The 15,921-nt window shown below is 28.1% G+C and carries 27 protein-coding genes; 7 read left to right on the top strand and 20 right to left on the bottom strand.

Translation table 11 applies throughout. The annotated features are described in order from the left end of the window. Nucleotides 1-4: 4 nt before the first annotated feature. From AC6FXG_RS04365 to AC6FXG_RS04300, 14 genes are all read right to left on the bottom strand, one after another. Complete coding sequence (locus AC6FXG_RS04365; protein WP_500571717.1) at nt 5-727, bottom strand: hypothetical protein; 723 nt, start codon at nt 725-727, stop codon at nt 5-7. 280 nt (nt 728-1,007) lie between these two features. Then, nucleotides 1,008-1,289: a hypothetical protein gene (locus tag AC6FXG_RS04360; protein WP_500571716.1), complete on the bottom strand. Its 282-nt coding sequence runs from the start codon at nt 1,287-1,289 to the stop codon at nt 1,008-1,010. Between the two features lie 154 nt (nt 1,290-1,443). Continuing rightward, the gene (locus AC6FXG_RS04355; RefSeq protein WP_500571715.1) at nt 1,444-2,454 is read right to left on the bottom strand and encodes a hypothetical protein; all 1,011 of its coding nucleotides are present in this window, start codon (nt 2,452-2,454) and stop codon (nt 1,444-1,446) included. 66 nt (nt 2,455-2,520) lie between these two features. Continuing rightward, nucleotides 2,521-2,727, bottom strand: coding sequence for a hypothetical protein (locus tag AC6FXG_RS04350; protein WP_500571714.1), 207 nt, complete (start codon nt 2,725-2,727; stop codon nt 2,521-2,523). 14 nt (nt 2,728-2,741) lie between these two features. Continuing rightward, entirely contained in the window at nt 2,742-3,251 is a 510-nt protein-coding gene (locus AC6FXG_RS04345; RefSeq protein WP_500571713.1) for a DUF3801 domain-containing protein, read from the bottom strand. A 197-nt stretch (nt 3,252-3,448) separates the two neighbouring features. After that, nucleotides 3,449-3,757 carry a hypothetical protein gene (locus AC6FXG_RS04340; RefSeq protein ID WP_500571712.1) on the bottom strand — a complete coding sequence of 103 codons (309 nt, stop codon included), beginning with the start codon at nt 3,755-3,757 and terminating at the stop codon, nt 3,449-3,451. 11 nt (nt 3,758-3,768) lie between these two features. Then, nucleotides 3,769-4,962, bottom strand: a complete 1,194-nt coding sequence (locus AC6FXG_RS04335; protein ID WP_500571711.1) for a hypothetical protein — start codon at nt 4,960-4,962, stop codon at nt 3,769-3,771. A gap of 23 nt (nt 4,963-4,985) precedes the next feature. Further along, nucleotides 4,986-5,243 carry a hypothetical protein gene (locus AC6FXG_RS04330; RefSeq protein ID WP_500571710.1) on the bottom strand — a complete coding sequence of 86 codons (258 nt, stop codon included), beginning with the start codon at nt 5,241-5,243 and terminating at the stop codon, nt 4,986-4,988. Then, entirely contained in the window at nt 5,230-5,700 is a 471-nt protein-coding gene (locus AC6FXG_RS04325; RefSeq protein WP_500571709.1) for a hypothetical protein, read from the bottom strand. The genes AC6FXG_RS04330 and AC6FXG_RS04325 overlap by 14 nt, the downstream gene beginning before the upstream one ends. Nucleotides 5,701-5,773: 73 nt before the next feature. Then, nucleotides 5,774-6,115 carry a hypothetical protein gene (locus AC6FXG_RS04320; protein WP_500571708.1) on the bottom strand — a complete coding sequence of 114 codons (342 nt, stop codon included), beginning with the start codon at nt 6,113-6,115 and terminating at the stop codon, nt 5,774-5,776. Between the two features lie 2 nt (nt 6,116-6,117). Next, complete coding sequence (locus AC6FXG_RS04315; protein ID WP_500571707.1) at nt 6,118-6,279, bottom strand: hypothetical protein; 162 nt, start codon at nt 6,277-6,279, stop codon at nt 6,118-6,120. Nucleotides 6,280-6,284: 5 nt separating this feature from the next. Further along, entirely contained in the window at nt 6,285-6,605 is a 321-nt protein-coding gene (locus AC6FXG_RS04310; protein ID WP_500571706.1) for a hypothetical protein, read from the bottom strand. Between the two features lie 45 nt (nt 6,606-6,650). Beyond that, a complete protein-coding gene (locus tag AC6FXG_RS04305; RefSeq protein ID WP_500571705.1) occupies nt 6,651-6,815 on the bottom strand; it encodes a hypothetical protein in 165 nt (54 codons plus the stop codon). A 64-nt stretch (nt 6,816-6,879) separates the two neighbouring features. Further along, nucleotides 6,880-7,077: a helix-turn-helix transcriptional regulator gene (locus tag AC6FXG_RS04300; protein WP_500571704.1), complete on the bottom strand. Its 198-nt coding sequence runs from the start codon at nt 7,075-7,077 to the stop codon at nt 6,880-6,882. Between the two features lie 143 nt (nt 7,078-7,220). Between AC6FXG_RS04300 and AC6FXG_RS04295 the strand changes: the two genes are divergently transcribed. The 4 genes from AC6FXG_RS04295 (at nt 7,221) to AC6FXG_RS04280 (ending at nt 9,969) form a co-directional block, all read left to right on the top strand. Beyond that, nucleotides 7,221-7,616, top strand: coding sequence for a helix-turn-helix domain-containing protein (locus AC6FXG_RS04295; RefSeq protein WP_500571703.1), 396 nt, complete (start codon nt 7,221-7,223; stop codon nt 7,614-7,616). 98 nt (nt 7,617-7,714) lie between these two features. Continuing rightward, nucleotides 7,715-8,170 carry an ImmA/IrrE family metallo-endopeptidase gene (locus AC6FXG_RS04290; protein WP_500571702.1) on the top strand — a complete coding sequence of 152 codons (456 nt, stop codon included), beginning with the start codon at nt 7,715-7,717 and terminating at the stop codon, nt 8,168-8,170. A gap of 172 nt (nt 8,171-8,342) precedes the next feature. Then, nucleotides 8,343-8,765, top strand: a complete 423-nt coding sequence (locus AC6FXG_RS04285; RefSeq protein WP_500571701.1) for a hypothetical protein — start codon at nt 8,343-8,345, stop codon at nt 8,763-8,765. Nucleotides 8,766-8,817: 52 nt separating this feature from the next. Then, nucleotides 8,818-9,969, top strand: a complete 1,152-nt coding sequence (locus AC6FXG_RS04280) for a tyrosine-type recombinase/integrase (RefSeq protein ID WP_500571700.1) — start codon at nt 8,818-8,820, stop codon at nt 9,967-9,969. Here the strand turns inward: AC6FXG_RS04280 and AC6FXG_RS04275 are convergent. Beyond that, the gene (locus tag AC6FXG_RS04275) at nt 9,949-10,206 is read right to left on the bottom strand and encodes a hypothetical protein (protein ID WP_500571699.1); all 258 of its coding nucleotides are present in this window, start codon (nt 10,204-10,206) and stop codon (nt 9,949-9,951) included. The genes AC6FXG_RS04280 and AC6FXG_RS04275 overlap by 21 nt on opposite strands. A 133-nt stretch (nt 10,207-10,339) precedes the next feature. Between AC6FXG_RS04275 and AC6FXG_RS04270 the strand changes: the two genes are divergently transcribed. After that, complete coding sequence (locus AC6FXG_RS04270; protein ID WP_500571698.1) at nt 10,340-10,900, top strand: J domain-containing protein; 561 nt, start codon at nt 10,340-10,342, stop codon at nt 10,898-10,900. A gap of 95 nt (nt 10,901-10,995) precedes the next feature. On the opposite strand, the gene AC6FXG_RS04265 is transcribed toward AC6FXG_RS04270, so the two are convergent. Genes AC6FXG_RS04265 through AC6FXG_RS04255 form a run of 3 tightly spaced genes read right to left on the bottom strand, consistent with a single transcriptional unit; the run spans nt 10,996 to nt 12,337 of the window. Continuing rightward, nucleotides 10,996-11,394 (bottom strand): hypothetical protein, encoded by a 399-nt coding sequence (locus AC6FXG_RS04265; RefSeq protein WP_500571697.1) that lies wholly within the window; start codon nt 11,392-11,394, stop codon nt 10,996-10,998. An 8-nt stretch (nt 11,395-11,402) separates the two neighbouring features. Continuing rightward, nucleotides 11,403-11,930, bottom strand: coding sequence for a hypothetical protein (locus AC6FXG_RS04260; protein WP_500571696.1), 528 nt, complete (start codon nt 11,928-11,930; stop codon nt 11,403-11,405). Beyond that, entirely contained in the window at nt 11,918-12,337 is a 420-nt protein-coding gene (locus tag AC6FXG_RS04255; RefSeq protein ID WP_500571695.1) for a hypothetical protein, read from the bottom strand. Before AC6FXG_RS04255 ends, AC6FXG_RS04260 begins: the two co-directional genes overlap by 13 nt. Nucleotides 12,338-13,106: 769 nt before the next feature. Between AC6FXG_RS04255 and AC6FXG_RS04250 the strand changes: the two genes are divergently transcribed. Both AC6FXG_RS04250 and AC6FXG_RS04245 read left to right on the top strand, forming a co-directional pair. Beyond that, nucleotides 13,107-13,445 carry a plasmid mobilization protein gene (locus AC6FXG_RS04250; RefSeq protein ID WP_500571694.1) on the top strand — a complete coding sequence of 113 codons (339 nt, stop codon included), beginning with the start codon at nt 13,107-13,109 and terminating at the stop codon, nt 13,443-13,445. Between the two features lie 38 nt (nt 13,446-13,483). Next, on the top strand, nt 13,484-14,923 hold the full coding sequence (locus AC6FXG_RS04245) for a relaxase/mobilization nuclease domain-containing protein (protein ID WP_500571693.1): 1,440 nt from the start codon (nt 13,484-13,486) through the stop codon (nt 14,921-14,923). Between the two features lie 36 nt (nt 14,924-14,959). On the opposite strand, the gene AC6FXG_RS04240 is transcribed toward AC6FXG_RS04245, so the two are convergent. Beyond that, the gene (locus tag AC6FXG_RS04240; RefSeq protein WP_500571692.1) at nt 14,960-15,400 is read right to left on the bottom strand and encodes a hypothetical protein; all 441 of its coding nucleotides are present in this window, start codon (nt 15,398-15,400) and stop codon (nt 14,960-14,962) included. A gap of 76 nt (nt 15,401-15,476) precedes the next feature. After that, a complete protein-coding gene (locus AC6FXG_RS04235; protein WP_500571691.1) occupies nt 15,477-15,860 on the bottom strand; it encodes a hypothetical protein in 384 nt (127 codons plus the stop codon). Nucleotides 15,861-15,921: the final 61 nt, after the last annotated feature.

Genomic DNA, 15,921 nt, shown 5'->3' with positions numbered 1-15,921 from the left:
CTCCTTATAAATCTCGTCCTTGATCTAAATCTTTTTTGTTAATATTAATTTCTGTTTTATTTGAATCATTTGCTTTTTCTTGCCAACTTATCATTTCATCTCTAAAAGATTTTTTCTTATTAATAGTTTGATTGTTTTTATTGTTTTCTAATTGATGTTGTTTTTGTTTTTCTTCAGAAAATGAAAAAGGGACCTCCGTCCCATCGTCTAAAATTTCTGTAATTGATTTTACTGGTTCATTTATTGTTGTGTTTTTAAAATATAAATCATCTTGCCTGACTATAAAAGTTTCAAAATAATCTTCATAGTCATTGCTAGCTAGTCCCAGCAATAAGAAATCTTTATCCTTTGACTGCATAGCTAGATAATTACTTTTTATTTTTGTATTATTTTTAGTCATTTCTACTAATCTTGCATTTTCTAGATTTTCTAGAAATGGTCTTAAATATTTTGTTCTTACTTTAAATGCCCTAACCATATTGGGGTTATTCTTTGCAATCAATCCAATAATTTTTTTGTCATCATATCTATTATTAATTACTTCGTTTATTAAATCGCTTCCCCGAAGAAATTTAGGATTTTTAAATATATAATGTGCTCCTATTAAGTGCAGCAATGAACGCTTGTTTAAATCTATTTCAAAACCTAAACTATCACTTTTTATTTTAATAGTCCTATCATTAAACTGACTAAACCAATTGTATAAATCATTAACTTTGTGGCTCATTTTACTCCTCCTTTTTTGTAAATAAAAAAGAGCTATGAATCACTTCATAACTCTTTTATAAGTTTTAGTTGCTTTTAAATAACAAAGATTACCCTAGCTCCTAAGTCCTCCGATTAACTTTAACGGATATGCTTTTTCCAATGACGAATATTTCCGACGCCCTCGCTCGGCTAAAGGCAAGCATAGCCTTCAATCCTCATTTGATTGGAATACAATCTTAAAAGACTGTAAATATATTTTATCACGTTATAAGTGTGTTGTCAAATTTTATAGCATATTCTTACTTTTCCACAACAGGCTCTTCACCAGATTTATTTTTCTTTGAACGAACTAAAAAAGCCATAGAGCCAAGTATTACCCAAACAAGAAGAAGGATAACAAGTTTTTCCAAGGTAAGAGCTTTTTTGTCTATAGAAATAAAATAAACAAGTCCTCCTATCACTGTGACATCAAATAATAAAAATATAAATGTTAACAAAATATCATAGAACTCTTTTGGTACCGCCTCATCATATTTTGTATTAATATTAACTGTTTTAATATTTTTTGTTGTTTTTTTCATGTTTTCCTCCTCGTATTACTTAAAAATATTTTGATCCTTTATTTCGTTTTGAACTCTATCCAGCAATCTAGGATCACCCATGCGTGTGCGGGAATTATCTTAAATCATCAGGTCCCAGACTTGAAACGCTTTTATTTTTCTATATCCTACATATTCAATATCCAAATAATGTTTTTGCAGGAACTACCTCTATATTATTATAGTTTTCTTTTTCTAAAACATATTTTAATATTAGTTCATTTAGCCTTGTTTCAGTAGTTGCTAAAGCTGTTTTTGGAACTTTTATTACAATGTTACCTTTGGTGAGATTTTCTTCTATTATTTTTTTATATTCATCTGCACTGAAACCAAGTTTGTCAATGTAATCTTTGGCATCTTCTTTTGTGTTGAATGTTTTTCCCATGTACTTATATAAAATTTCTATTTCATTTTCTTTGTTTATATATTTACCACCAGAATTTTCAGCATAAGCTTTAATGTAACTGAAATAGTCTTCTGCTGGTATTAAGCTAGTTTTCCATCTTATTTCAGAATTTGGTATAGCCACCCTCTCAGGTATTACTAAATTTACTACATATTCAATGCCATTTTTTTCGTTAGAAATGTTGCTGCTAATTGTTATCTCAACTAATTCTGTTGATTCTTCAAAAATTTTCTTGCCTTCAATTATATTTATGAATTCGTCTTTATTTTTATTTTCGATTGAAGAGTACTCTTTTGCAACTTCTTTTATTAAATTAGTTTCTTTTTTCTGCATTGGCAACGCACATAAGCATATAAAAATGTGTATAGCCAATGTAGCTATCCCTATCTTTAAACCCTTTTTTTCTTCAACGAGATCATAATAAGGACACCAGAATAACATTGTAAAAATGGTAAGTGGAGTGAGTAAAACAAATACCCTCATATATATTGTATTTGGTGGAATTTCATACGATGGTATTTTCGTTATATACGGTGGGAGTGTTATGCTTGTGTAATTTTTATCTTTTTTTATAGTCATATTTTGACTAATATTTTCTAATAACTTTTCTCCGTATTCTGTATCTCCAATCTTTATTTTATCAAGTATCAAATTTCGATATACGAGCAATAGCAATATTGCAAAAACTATAAAAATTATATTTCTTATTTTTTTACGATTAAAGTTAGTTAGTTCATTCATTTTATCCTCCTGATATCACCTTGAAATATCTTGATTTTTTATTTTTGCCCTGTCCTCTGCAAGAGCTTATTTTTCTTTTTCTTCTTCATCGGATTTGTTTTTACTTAAATTAATAAAATACGCTAAAGAAGTAAATATTACTGAACTAAGCATCATAGCTGCAAATTTTCTTATGTCATCCGCATAGGCAAACGCTCCCAAAAAAGTTAACTCAAATAAAAGAGTAAAAATAAATGTCAAATATTCTTTTTGCTTTTTAGTTAATTTTCTCATATTTACCTCCAATATTACCTTGAAATTTCTTGGTTCTTTATTTTTGCCCTGTCCTCTTTTTCTGCTTGCTTTTCTTTAGCTTGCTTGTCATACTCTTTCATTTCTCGTCTAAAGCTTTTACCTTGATTTCGTTCTCTAGACTTTTGAATTTCTTTAAGAATTTCATTGACTTTTTTCCTGTCTTTAGCCTTAAACAAGATTTTGTTAGATATATCCGTCTTTTGATCTTTATCTAAAACCTGGTATTCAACCCCATTTTTATTGGCGAGAATTTTAAAGTTTTCAACCAAATCATCAGGCAGCTGTATGCAATCCAGTTTTCCGTTGTATCGTTTGAATAGATCTTCTGGATTTGGTCTGCCCTCTTTGTCTGAAAACATTTTATCCAGGTTGTATATCATTTCTGCGACTGTATATAAAAATCTTCCTGAATCTTGAGTCATATCTAGTGCCAGCTTTACTATCTCAATCATAGCCTCTGGTAATTTACCTACGTCTTTAGCGACTTGTTCTGTTAAGTCCATACTTTACACCTCCGTTTTGTATTTTTAAGTATATTTCACTAATTTAAGTTTATCATACCTTGAGCGGACATTAAAGGACATCTTTTTTTATTTCCATTGCCTATTAAAAACTCTTTGAGTTTATAACAAGCAATGCTACCGCATAAGCCTCTGTTTTGTATCCTAAAAACTTCAGCTTATTTTGGTTTGAGTTTTAATTAAATGCACGCATAAATCATAGCTAATTGACCTGCAATAAAGAGAATTGAGCCAAAGTCATAGAATATTTGCTCGTCTGTAACCCTGTGAATTGAGAGTGTAACTAAACCCGACATTATTAGGCCTATACCTGTATAAATCCATTCTAGCTTGATATCTCTAACAAATAGCAACAATGCAATAATCGCAAGACTGGTGAATGTTATAGCTATATTTCGTTTTGAAAGTTTGTTTTTATCCGACACGCTTACTCCCCTTGTTAAGAAAATTAATAAATATTGCAAGAAAAACATTGATGTAGTGATCATTTTTTTACCTCCTAAATGCTTGCAGATATGTCAAATGAATTATTTGGATTATCATTGCTAATTGGTTGTTCATCGTTAAACTTATAGCTCAAAAGCTCATTCAATTCTTGCTCTGTATAGCTATCCGCTAGAACAGTATTGCCAAGATTGTATACTTCAATTTTTTTTGATTTGTTTGCTTTGTGATTGTTTATATTCCTGTAGTTCCCGTTAAGAACCTTAGCTAAATTATCTGGTTTAAAAAACCAATCAAATTTAACTCCTCCAGCATAGTTTTTTAAATAATTGCTCTCAGCAATCAAGCTTATAGCTTTTTTAATTTGATCCTTGCTATAAACTTCCAAGGTGTTTGATATTGTGTTTTGTATATTTTTTGTCGCAACAATTATTTTTTGTCCATTTGTTTTATCCATCTCCTGATTCCAGGAATTTATAATTTCTTTAATTTCTTTGTTAATCGTTTTTTTATTTGTAGCTTTATTAATTATATTATTATTAATATTATAACTACTAAAACTATTATCTGTATGTGTAATATTTGTATGTGTATTCTCTGTATATGTCCTATCATTTTTGATAGGACCCCTCCTATCAAATTTGTTAGGACCCCTCCTATCATTTTTGATAGGAGGTCCTACCACACTTTCTTTAGATAAAGCAGATTGCTTGTTGTCAATACTTTCATCGATTTCTATTTTTTCTTGTTGAATATTTGTTTCTTCATAATTTAAATCATCACTAATTTTTTCATTTTCGTTTGCTGGAGAATAATCGTTTTCTTCTGGAAAAGTTTTTTCCATCAACACATCAAAATTTAACTTAATAAACATTGTATTAAATAAAATTTGTCCATCAGGAGTTTCTACATCTCTAAAAACTCTTTCAATAACCTTATGCTCTTCAAGGTAAATTAAATTTCTTGTTGCAGTCATTCTTCCGATTGAAAACATATCACAAAATTCTTTATATGATCTTTGTAATAAATCTGATTTAAATCTTTTCACAAAAACCTCACCATTTTCATCACGAATAATGGTGGGTCTATACCAATAAACTATATTAGCTAACATCAAAAGAGCCATTGCATTTATCTTGCCTTTTTCATCTTTAAATGTACTATACCAAGTAAAGGGAACAACATCTCCTCTAAAAGATATATTAGCCATCTTATCAACAACTTCGTTTCCAGTTCTTTTAATAATCATCAAACACCTCGTATATATTAATATTAAACCTTGTAAATTAAACCATTTACAGATTTAGTTTCAATTTTATTTCCATATTTCTCAGAGGCTTCTTTTATACTTCCAGCTCTGACAAATCTTATATCATCACAACCCTTACATCTAAGAGCGTATAAAGATTCTCCTAATCTCAATGTGTAAAGCTCATCGTTACAATGCTTACATCTATAGCCATAGAATGTAAATGGAGTGTTATATAGCTCCGCAAAGATCCTTTGAACATCTGTTTTATTCAAACTCATACTTTCCCTCATAATAAATTCTTGCAAAAGAAGTCAGCGCTTCACTTAAAATTCTTCTTGTGTGCCTAACAGAATAGTTCATAAGCATAGCTATATCTTCTTGGTGCATAGTTTCTACATATGTGTAATACAGAATTCTAGATTGGTTCAGATTGTTTAGTTGAAATATTTCTTTTATAATTCTGTCCTTTAAAAATATCAGCTTGTTTAATAAAGCCTCTTTTTCATTTACTAATTCTTCAATTCGAATTATTGCATTTGGAATCTGATCATTGGAAATATATATTGACTTAACACTCACCTCTTTATAGTTTGTTAAAGATTTTAACGATGTAAGTCTAGCCTCAGCTTCATCAATTTGATTTTCCAAAACAGTTATTTTAAACTCCAAATCTTTTATTGATTCTAAGTAACTAACTACTTCACATATAACAGGATTATCTACATTCATTTGCATTTCCGCTCCTCTTCTATTCTCTTCAAAAAAACATATGCTAACATACAACATATTAAGAATATGATTTTATCCATTATCTTCCACGATTAACAAACAACATTTGCTGACCTCTAAATTCTTGCAAGAAGTCATTAATCATTGATTTAATAGCATATTTCCTATTGCCTTGTTTGATTACAGGAAAGTATGGATCTTCCATTAAAAGCCTTGCATTATATTCAGTAACTCCCAAATAATCTGATAAAGTTGGGATATCTAAGAGTTCTGGGTATTCTTTAACTTTGATTAATTCAGATAACAAGGTTAAAACTTCATTTCTTCCCAATTTGTAATTGATATTTTCGGTATCAATTACATCGTCATAAATAATTTCACCTTCATAAATATCTTGATCTTCATAATTTAAATTTTTCATATTCAACCCCTGTTTTCTTTAGTCGATATAACACTAACAACTTCTACTCTCTCGTGTTCATCTTTTTCTTTATTAAGTAGATCCTCAAATGCTTCAAAAACCATTTTGTTGTTTGCAAAATTTGTATCTACTTCATAGCTGATTGTTACTAAAAACTTTTTCATAATTTTTACTCGATTGTGCTTAATTCTTGAATATATGATTCATATACTATTGAAGATATGAAATTCCAAAACTCATTTGTGCATCCAATGTCTGCACCATTTGTTACCAGCAATCCTCTAGATTGATATTCATCCAGAAGTTCTCTTTCTCCTGGTCTAACTTTTCCTCTTTCTAAGTATTGATCAGTCAAACTAAACATTAAAAATGGGAAAAGCCTAATCTCTAATACGCTTGTATCTCTACCAAACATTTTTTGAAATTTAGGATTTAAAATTTCTACATATTCTGCATTTCCTCTAGGTTTTTCAATTAACTTCTTATTCATTTCTTCTGCCTCCAAATTATTTATCTTTTGTAAACTATCTGATTTTTATAAAAAATGTTGTTCTTTAACAAGCCAAGCCTTATTAAATTTCTTACGCTCAGCTTCAACAATCTCGTCTATATGTTTTTGTTTCTCATAGATTTTTAAATAAATTTCACCATTATCTACTTTTTTCTTACATTTGCAATTCTTACAATTTTTACAAGTCATTTTCTCCTCCTAAACACCTGTATTAACAATTTGTTTACTATAAATATAACATTTCGTTTATATTTTAGGTAAAAAAAATACTATCAACGCTTAAATTATAATAATCTGATATTCTTTTTTTAATATCATCTCTTGGAACTCGCCTATCTTGTTCATACATACCTATGGCAGACGGAGTTACCTCTATTATTCTTGAAAATTCAGCCTGCGACATATTGGCATCCAATCGTAACTTTTTAAGCCTTTCTCCCACAGTTTTCACTCAAACTCACCTCCGTATATATATTATACACGATTTGTTATCATTTGTAAACACTTTTTGTTATTTTTTTCTAAAAAATTAAAAAATTATTGTAAATCTACACGTAGTGTGTTATTATAAACACATAAAAGGAGGAGCAACCAATGGATTTTTCAGAACGCTTAAAGACACTTAGAGAAAATAAAGAAATGAGCCAAAGAGACCTAGCTAACAAACTAAATGTTTCTTCTTCTGCTATTAGTATGTATGAGAGGGGAGAACGCACCCCAGATCTTGACATCATTAAAAAATTGTGTATAATTTTTAATGTTGATTCCGATTATTTAATTGGAAGAAAAGATGTTAATAGCAAACTACTAAAAGAAGACATTGGATCAGCTTTCGATGATATACTGGAACTTCTTGATGATGAAGATTCAATAGCTTTTTATGGAGATATAACAAAGTTAAATCAAGAGCAAAGAGACATACTTAAAAGTGCCATAAAACACGCAATAGATATGACAAATACAATGGTTAATAAAGAAAACAATTATTAGACCTAGAAAAATTTCTAGGTCTTTTTTGTTGACTTATATTTTATTTGTGATATAATAATTTTATCGATACACGAAGTTTAAATTCATTGAGGTGAGATATGAACGAACTAAATATTTACAAGAAAACCAATCAAATCATCTTTAACAATAAAACATTAGACGAAGTAGCTGAAGATATGAACATTCAAATTGAAGAAATAAAACTATCTGGAACAGATGGATTTTATATAAAGAGGAATAAAAGAAAAATAATTTTTTTAAATTCTGATCTTTCATTTGAAAAACGAAACTTTATTCTTGCCCACGAACTGGGACATTCAATTTTACACGAGAGCCTGCATATGGCTTTTAGCAAGATTAACACATACCACAGACTAGATCGATATGAAACAGAAGCTGATTTTTTTGCAACTTGTTTAATAATAAATGATGAAGTCATAAAAGAATTATGTATTGAAAATGATTATACAAGTAAAATGTTAGCAGACAAATTTGGAATCCCATTTGATTTAATAGAAAAAAGAATAAATCTTTTTAAAGAGGTTAATTGTTAATAAATAGTAATATAATTATTTCGTATTGTAATAATATTATTAATTTTATATAATATTTAAACTTTTTCATTATTTAGCTTGAATTATGTGTACACATCTTGTATAATTACATTAAAGTGATGACTTGTTTTTTACAAATCACTACTTATGAAAAATATTAGGAGGAAAAAATATGAAGAAAGCAACTTATTTATTAATCGTACTTGCGTTAGCATTACTACTATTCGGATGCAAGAAAACAACCACAGTAAGTATTAGTGACTGCATAGGAATTAAAACTTACGGAGAAAATGGATCAGGAACTGTAAACATCACTCAAGATTATGACCTACTATCTTCAAAGATCTATAAGGCTATATATGGAAAAGAGCTGACTATGGAAGATATGAATAAAAAACCGCTTGGTATAATCTCTGAGATAGAATCAGTTGTTAACAAATATGACGCTATAATCGTTGACAAAGACAAAATAAACGGAACGCTTAAGAATGGCGATAAAGTTAAAGTTGAAATTAAACTTGTAGATACAGAACCAAAGATTGATGTTAGAATCAAAGAAGAAACTGTTGAATACACAGTAGAGGGTTTAAAATAATTAACCCTCTCCCCTTTTTTAGGGACTACATATTTTAAAGGAGAGATATATTTTGGCAAGTCATTATGCAGGAGAAGGATCAGTATATAAAAGAATTGTAAATGGCAAAACTTATTGGACAGCACAAGTTTATTTATATAAAGATCCTATTACTGAAAAATGGAAGAAAAAGACCAAAACAAAAAAGAGAAAATCTGATTGCGTTGATTGGTTGGTAAAGATTAGAGCAGACATTGCTAGTGGTAAATTTTCAGAATCTGGCGAAACAACTCTTAGAACTTTTATTGAATATTGGCTTGATTTATATGTTAAAAACAATAGAGCTTTTTCAACTTTCAATTTGTATAAATATTATTATTACAATAAAACTCTTCCAAGTTTTATAGCTAATAAAAAAATGAGTGAAATAATCTCAAGCGATATTTATATACACTTAAAAAGGCAAAGAGATAATGGGGAAACAATTACAAATTTAAATAGCCAATTGATGTTTTTAAATACAGTATTTAATCAAGCAGTAAAATTAGATGTTATTACTAAAAATCCAGCAAAAAGTATAGAAGAGTTTAAGCCTGATAAAAAAGAAATAAATCTAAAAAATGAATTTTATACATTCACTGTCGAAGAGCAGGAAACAATAATAAATAGCTTAGATTTAGATAACAACTACCACTTGGCTGTATACTTATTATTTTCTACAGGATTAAGAATTGGAGAATTATTAGCCTTGAGGTGGGAGGATATCGAAGGTAATCAAATCAACATAACAAGACAATGGACGACAGTAGCAGTTAGACAAGAAGATGGATCATATAAAATGGAAAGTTTTTTTTCGAGACCAAAAACAGAAAATTCAATTAGGAAAGTTCCCTTGCCAGAAAATGTTTACAAAACACTTAAACCATATATGACTAAAGGACTAATTTTCCCATCTCCAAGATATAAAACTATTCCTATGAGCAAGGATACAGTTTTAAAATATTTTAGAAAGCTTTTAGATGACATAGGAATTGAAAGCAAAAACAAAACTTTACACAAAATTAGGCACGCTTATGCAACAAGACTTTTTGAAGCAGGTGCAGACCTTAAAACAGTTGCAGATCTTATGGGTCATGGTAGCCTCAAAATGTTAAATGAAATATACTTACATGTAAGTAAAGATAAAAAAACGCAAACAGTGGATTTAATAAACAAATTTTTTTAAGGAGGATTTTAAAATGACAATAACGTCAATATTTTTAATTATTTTAGCAATTATTTTATTCATAATATTCGCTTCATTTTTCCAATTTATTGCTATGCCAATTTTTGGTCTAGCTATAATCTTTTTAAAAGACTTATTTGCTATACCTATATTTTTATCAATCCAGATGGTCGAAAGTAAAATAATGAAAGAATCAACTACATTTTTTAAAATAGTAGTTTTTTTGGCAATAACCATAACCGTCTTTAGGATAATATATAAGATCGTAAAAAAAATAGCTGATAAAAGTAATTTGGTATTCCATATTATGACATTTATCTCATCGGTATGGATATCTTTAACATCAGTTAAAACATATTATGAATATATAATGCCATCTCTTAGAGCCATGACTAAAAAGGGTTATCTAAACGAAAAAAATCCAATACCAGAAGTCATAACTAAGCACGGAGAAATAGCTAGTCGAGAATTTTTAAATTTTAAAATAGATCTATTTTCAGATAATATCTTTATTAATATTATCTATTTCATAGGTATCTTTGCTATTGCATATTTTATAAAATGCTTGATTTTCGATGTTGATATCCTTAAAATCAAAAAGAAAAATGAAGTTGAAAACGAAGACGAATTTGAATTTAGCTTTGAAGATGATAATGATTATGATTATAATTATAATCATAATCAAGAACAAAATCATAGACAAAATGAATCAAATACAAAAGACTATTATTCAATTTTAGATGTATCAAAAAATGCAAGCATTGAAGAAATCAGACTTGCATATAGAAGACAAATTGCAAAATATCACCCTGATAAAAATTCAGGATCTACCAACTCAACAGAAATTACAAAGCTCATTAATGAAGCATATGATATTTTATCTGATCCCGAAAAAAGAGATCAATACGATAGATTTGGAATTGTTTTATAAGCAAACATAGCTTTTCATATATAAGGCCTCAAATAAAAAAGCAGGTGCCAATAGCTTTACAGCTCGACACCTGTTTTTTGTATGATCGATTTTAATTATTCTGTTTCATTATTTAAGAACATATCAACATTTACTATTGGAATAACAACTGGCTTACCATTTGTTTTCATAGTTAGGTTCATTACCTCTGATCTCAAACATGGAAACAATATAGACACAGGTCTTGTTGTAATAAGATCCCTTTCCTCATCTTCGCTTATACTGTCTTTATCAATTTTTAATGTAAATATACCATTAACAGTAACTGAAAATGAATATCCATTTACATAACCTTCACAACCTAATTTAGCAATAAAATTATTACCTATGAAATCAGACCTTTTGAAAAAAATTGTATCATTACTTTCTTCTTCAACATTTTCAGATCTTTTAAGGCTTAGGTCGTCAATAAAGATTTCTTCAAGAATTAGACAACTTTTGCTTTCTTCTAACATAATCTCACCTATGCAATTTTATAAATTTTTATCTTATCACTAAAAACAAATTCGTTTATATCAAAAGACGAAAATGTGTTTTTTCTTTTTACAAAAACGTATTCACTTCTAACATCAATAAATTTACCAAACTCTTTTTCTAGTTCTTTAATATAAGATTTCAAATCTGATGTATATGAATTAAAGAAAACTTCTCCATCATAATTTATATTGTTTTTAATTTCGCTTCCCTTAACACTGGTAATTTTATCTTCAGAAAAATCTTCTTTATCTCCTGCTTCAACTTTATAAAAAAAGTCTTGGAATTCATAAACAGATGTAAAACTAAGTTCAGATTTTAAATACTTAATTAAATTATATGTGCTTATTTCACACACCAAATAAATAAATTTATCGGTATCTTGGCAAAAAACTAAATACCTTCTGCCTTCATTATTTTTACAAATAAAAAGTAAAGGTGTTTCTTGAAAATACAATAAAATTTTTTCAAGAAACAAAATTTCTCCATTTATTTTAAAGCATTTCATTCTATCCATTCCTCTCTCCTTTTCCTAATCTCAAAACTTGAAAAATCATCATAATTATCATAAATCCACCAATGAACATGACCGTTCTCCTCAATCATATGAGGGCCTCCTAATTCACATACATATCCATAGGCTGCTGTCTTTTTAGGGGATGACATATTAAAATTTTTATATAGGTTAATTTCGCTTAAATATAAAGAAGTCGAATAACTAAAAATATTTTTTCTTGTGGCTCCCCTTTGTCTAAAGCCAACATTAGTTGGTACAAAATCTTTTTTAGAAATTTTATACTGGTCGCCCTCAATTTTTATCCCTCTAAAAGCTTTAAATTTTTCGTACTCAAATTTTGCTTCACCAGGCAATTTGACTATACCTTGTTTTAAAAGTTCCTCAAGCTCTGCTGAAAATTTATTCACTCAATACTCCTATATTTTTATAAAACTCTTCACTGTTTATATACCCTAAATTGTATATTTAAAAATATATTTTTTAATATCTAACTTAATTATAAAGCATAAATCTTAAAATTACAATAGATAAGTTGCTAAATTGCGTATATGTAATATATATGATATAATTATAGTAGAGTATTAAAGCTTGTCACTTAACTTAACAAATAAATTGCTCATACTCTTTACAATTTATTTGTCCCAGTTAAGTTTTTCAGTGCAAGCTTGCACTGTCTAAAACACAAACACTCATACTCTTCGTGTTGTGGTTTTAGCTCGGGCGTGCAGGAGAGCTTTCAAAACAATTTTTATAATTTATTATCATAATTAGAAAATTTTGAGTAAATTATGAAACATTGTTTTTGTCGCTCTCCTGATTAGCCAGCTTCGGGGATGAGTACTCACCCCCACCATTTTAAAGTTTTTTATGCAATTAATATTTTCGATTTTTACAGACTCGTCTATAAAAATTTACTCAATATTAAATACCAAAACTTTAAAATATGTGACAACTTTACCTCGGATTGCTTATAATCTCAAAACCATTTTCTTCAAAAAGATTTTTCACACAGGGCAATCAAGTTGTCATTTTTTAAAAATATATTTTTAAAAAACTGGTTGGTGGAATTCCCCCAAACCCCCTCTAAAATTTTTTGTTTAAGAAAAAATTTCAGCTAACTGCCACAGCTGTTAGAATTATTTTATTTAAATTTTACAGAAAGGAGGAAATAAATTTATGGCTAATAGAATTAGAAATAAGCAAGTAAAATTTTATGTTACAGATGAAGAATATGATTTAATTATGAAAAATTATAATCAAAGTAAGGCAAGTTCTCTTAGCGATTTTTTAAGAAAAATGTCTATTAATGGAAGAATATTCGAAGTAAATCTATCATCAGTATTTAAGTTTAATAATGAAATTAATGCAATAGGAAATAACTTAAATCAAGTTGCTAGAAAAATAAATACCTACGATTATGCAGACGCAAATGATATTGATTTTATTAAAAATAGTATAAAAGAGATCAAGAAAACTCAAAAAGAAATTCTAAATGAGATAAATATTAAAAGATAAATTATTTTTAAATTTTAAAGAAAGGAGGAAATAAATTTATGGCAGTAGCTTATGCAGGAACAATAAAATATAATTTGCAACACGCAATTGATTACATTTTAAACGAAGAAAAAACAAAAGGCTTAACATATTCTCACGCTTGCTCGGAAGAATTTGCTGCTTGGGAATTTATGGAAGTTCAAAAAGAATTCCCTAACCCACTTAGAAAAAATTTAGCAAGAAGTTGGATGATCTCTTTTCCAAATTGGGAAAAAGATGTAACCCCAGAATTAGTTATGCAATTCACAAAAGATTTTATGCAAGAAGTTTATGGAGAAAATTTTCAATATTTAATTGCTGTTCATCAAGATAAAGATCATTTGCACGCTCATGTTATTTATAATAATGTAAGTCATATAACAGGAAAATCCCCTGTGGTAGATAATGCTTTTATATTTGGTGCAAAAGAGAAATCTGATATATTATGTAAAAAATATGGTTTAAGTGTAATAATAAATGATAAGAACAATCGTGATGAGAAAAACTTTTCTATTGAGAAAGATGGCAAGACTTTTACAAAAAGTTATAAGACTGAATACTCTAAAAAGAAAGGCGAAAAATATGCTGAAAGCCGAGGAAAATCATATAAGAAAACTATTAAATCTACTATTGATTTAGCAATTAAAAATTCAAAATCATATGAAGATTTTAAAAAATTTCTACTTGATAATAATATTGAAATTAAAGAAGGAAAGCACTTAGCTTTTAGATTAAAAAACTCTGGACAAGAAAGATTTATCAGAGGATATACAATTGACAATTCAAGTAAGCATAAGGATAAAAGTAAATATACTCTTGAAGGTATACTAAATAGAATTGAACATAATAATAAAAAGAGAAAAGAAAAAAGTTATAATTATACCAAGTCCAGAATTATTAATTTATCTAAAAATCAAAAAGCTATTGATAACGAAGCTTATATGTCATGGGCAATAAAGCAAAATCTAGAAAACATATCTGATATTTTTATTAGAATGAGCGAACTTGACATTAGAAACATAAATGAAATCAATGTCAAATTACAAGAAATAGATGAAAATACAGATCAATTATATGTAGAAAAGAATAAGCTAAAATCACAAGTTAGTGTTTTAAATACCTGGGCAAAGAATTTAAATACAATTAAGAAATATAGTAAAATTTATGATGAATACGAGAAATCAAATTCCTCTAAATTTTATAATAAACACAGTGAAGAAATTGAGCAATATATGCAAGCATATAAGGCACTTGACGATAGACAAAGAAATGCTAACTTAGAAAATTTAATAGGTGAACTAAATAAGAGGAAAAATAAACTAAATTCAATAGAAGAAAAAATAGATAAACTAGATGCAGAAAAATATGAGCTTCATCAAATAAAGAAAAGCTTAGAGGACTTTATGGAGATTGATAAAGATTTAGATAAATCTAAACCATTAATTGAGCAATCTAGATAAAAAAATAAGAGGTGAGATTTTTTAAAACTCACCTCTTTATCTTTCTATATTTATTTCTCGCTCTTTAGTTCCGTATAATTTTTCTATCATCTCATTATAAATAACCTTATCTTGATCTCTTATATCACCGCCACTAATATAAAAATTATAAGACCTGGTTAGATCATCAATTAAAAAATCTTCTGTTAAATTAGATAAAAATAAATCATTCATTTCTTTTAATGATTGATATACATCTAATTTCACTATTAAATCATTAGCTTTTACAAAATATGCAGATTTTTCTATATTAACAATAGCGTTTAAAACGACATCATCAATTATGACCTTTAACAGGCTTATATTTGAACTTTGCTCGTAATCATATACAATTAGCCCTGATTCTAAAACAAATTGTTCTACGAGCTTTTTAGAGCGTTGTTTTTCTTTATCAAATGCTACATTTTTGTTTTTATTAATTATTTGCTCATTTTCCATTTAAAATTCTCTCCCTACATTTTAAAATTAAATTTTATACATAATAATAGCCACTGATAAATTCAGCGGCTATTATTTATATTTCTCCAGCGTCTACTCTTCTTAATATTTCATTAAATAGGCTACTTGCCATACTGTAATTATACTCACCTCTTGATTCGACTTCTATCGTTCTTATATTTTGCTTATTAGCATTTTCAAGAATCTTCATTTTGTCAGAATCTTGAGTAACTGTTGCACCTTTATTAACCTCTATCAACAATTCTTTAATTTTATTTGGCAAGTCTTCTCTTTGCAAATAAAGATCCATTGCTTCATTATCAGAAATATCTTCTCCCATTTTCATTTTTTCGTTTTGTACTTCTCTAAAACCATCTAATACAAAGTTTAATCTTTCTTCAGCTTCCTCTGGATCCTTTTTTAGTAAGTCATAATATTTTTCTCTGCTTAATTGCTTCATCAATCACAACTCCTTTCGTTGGCTTTATTATATCATTACTTTAATATATTATCAAGTGTTT

The sequence above is a fragment of the Ezakiella massiliensis genome, assembly GCF_059862345.1.
Note: the sequence above shows the minus strand (reverse complement) of the source record. Positions and strands in the feature narration are given on the sequence as shown.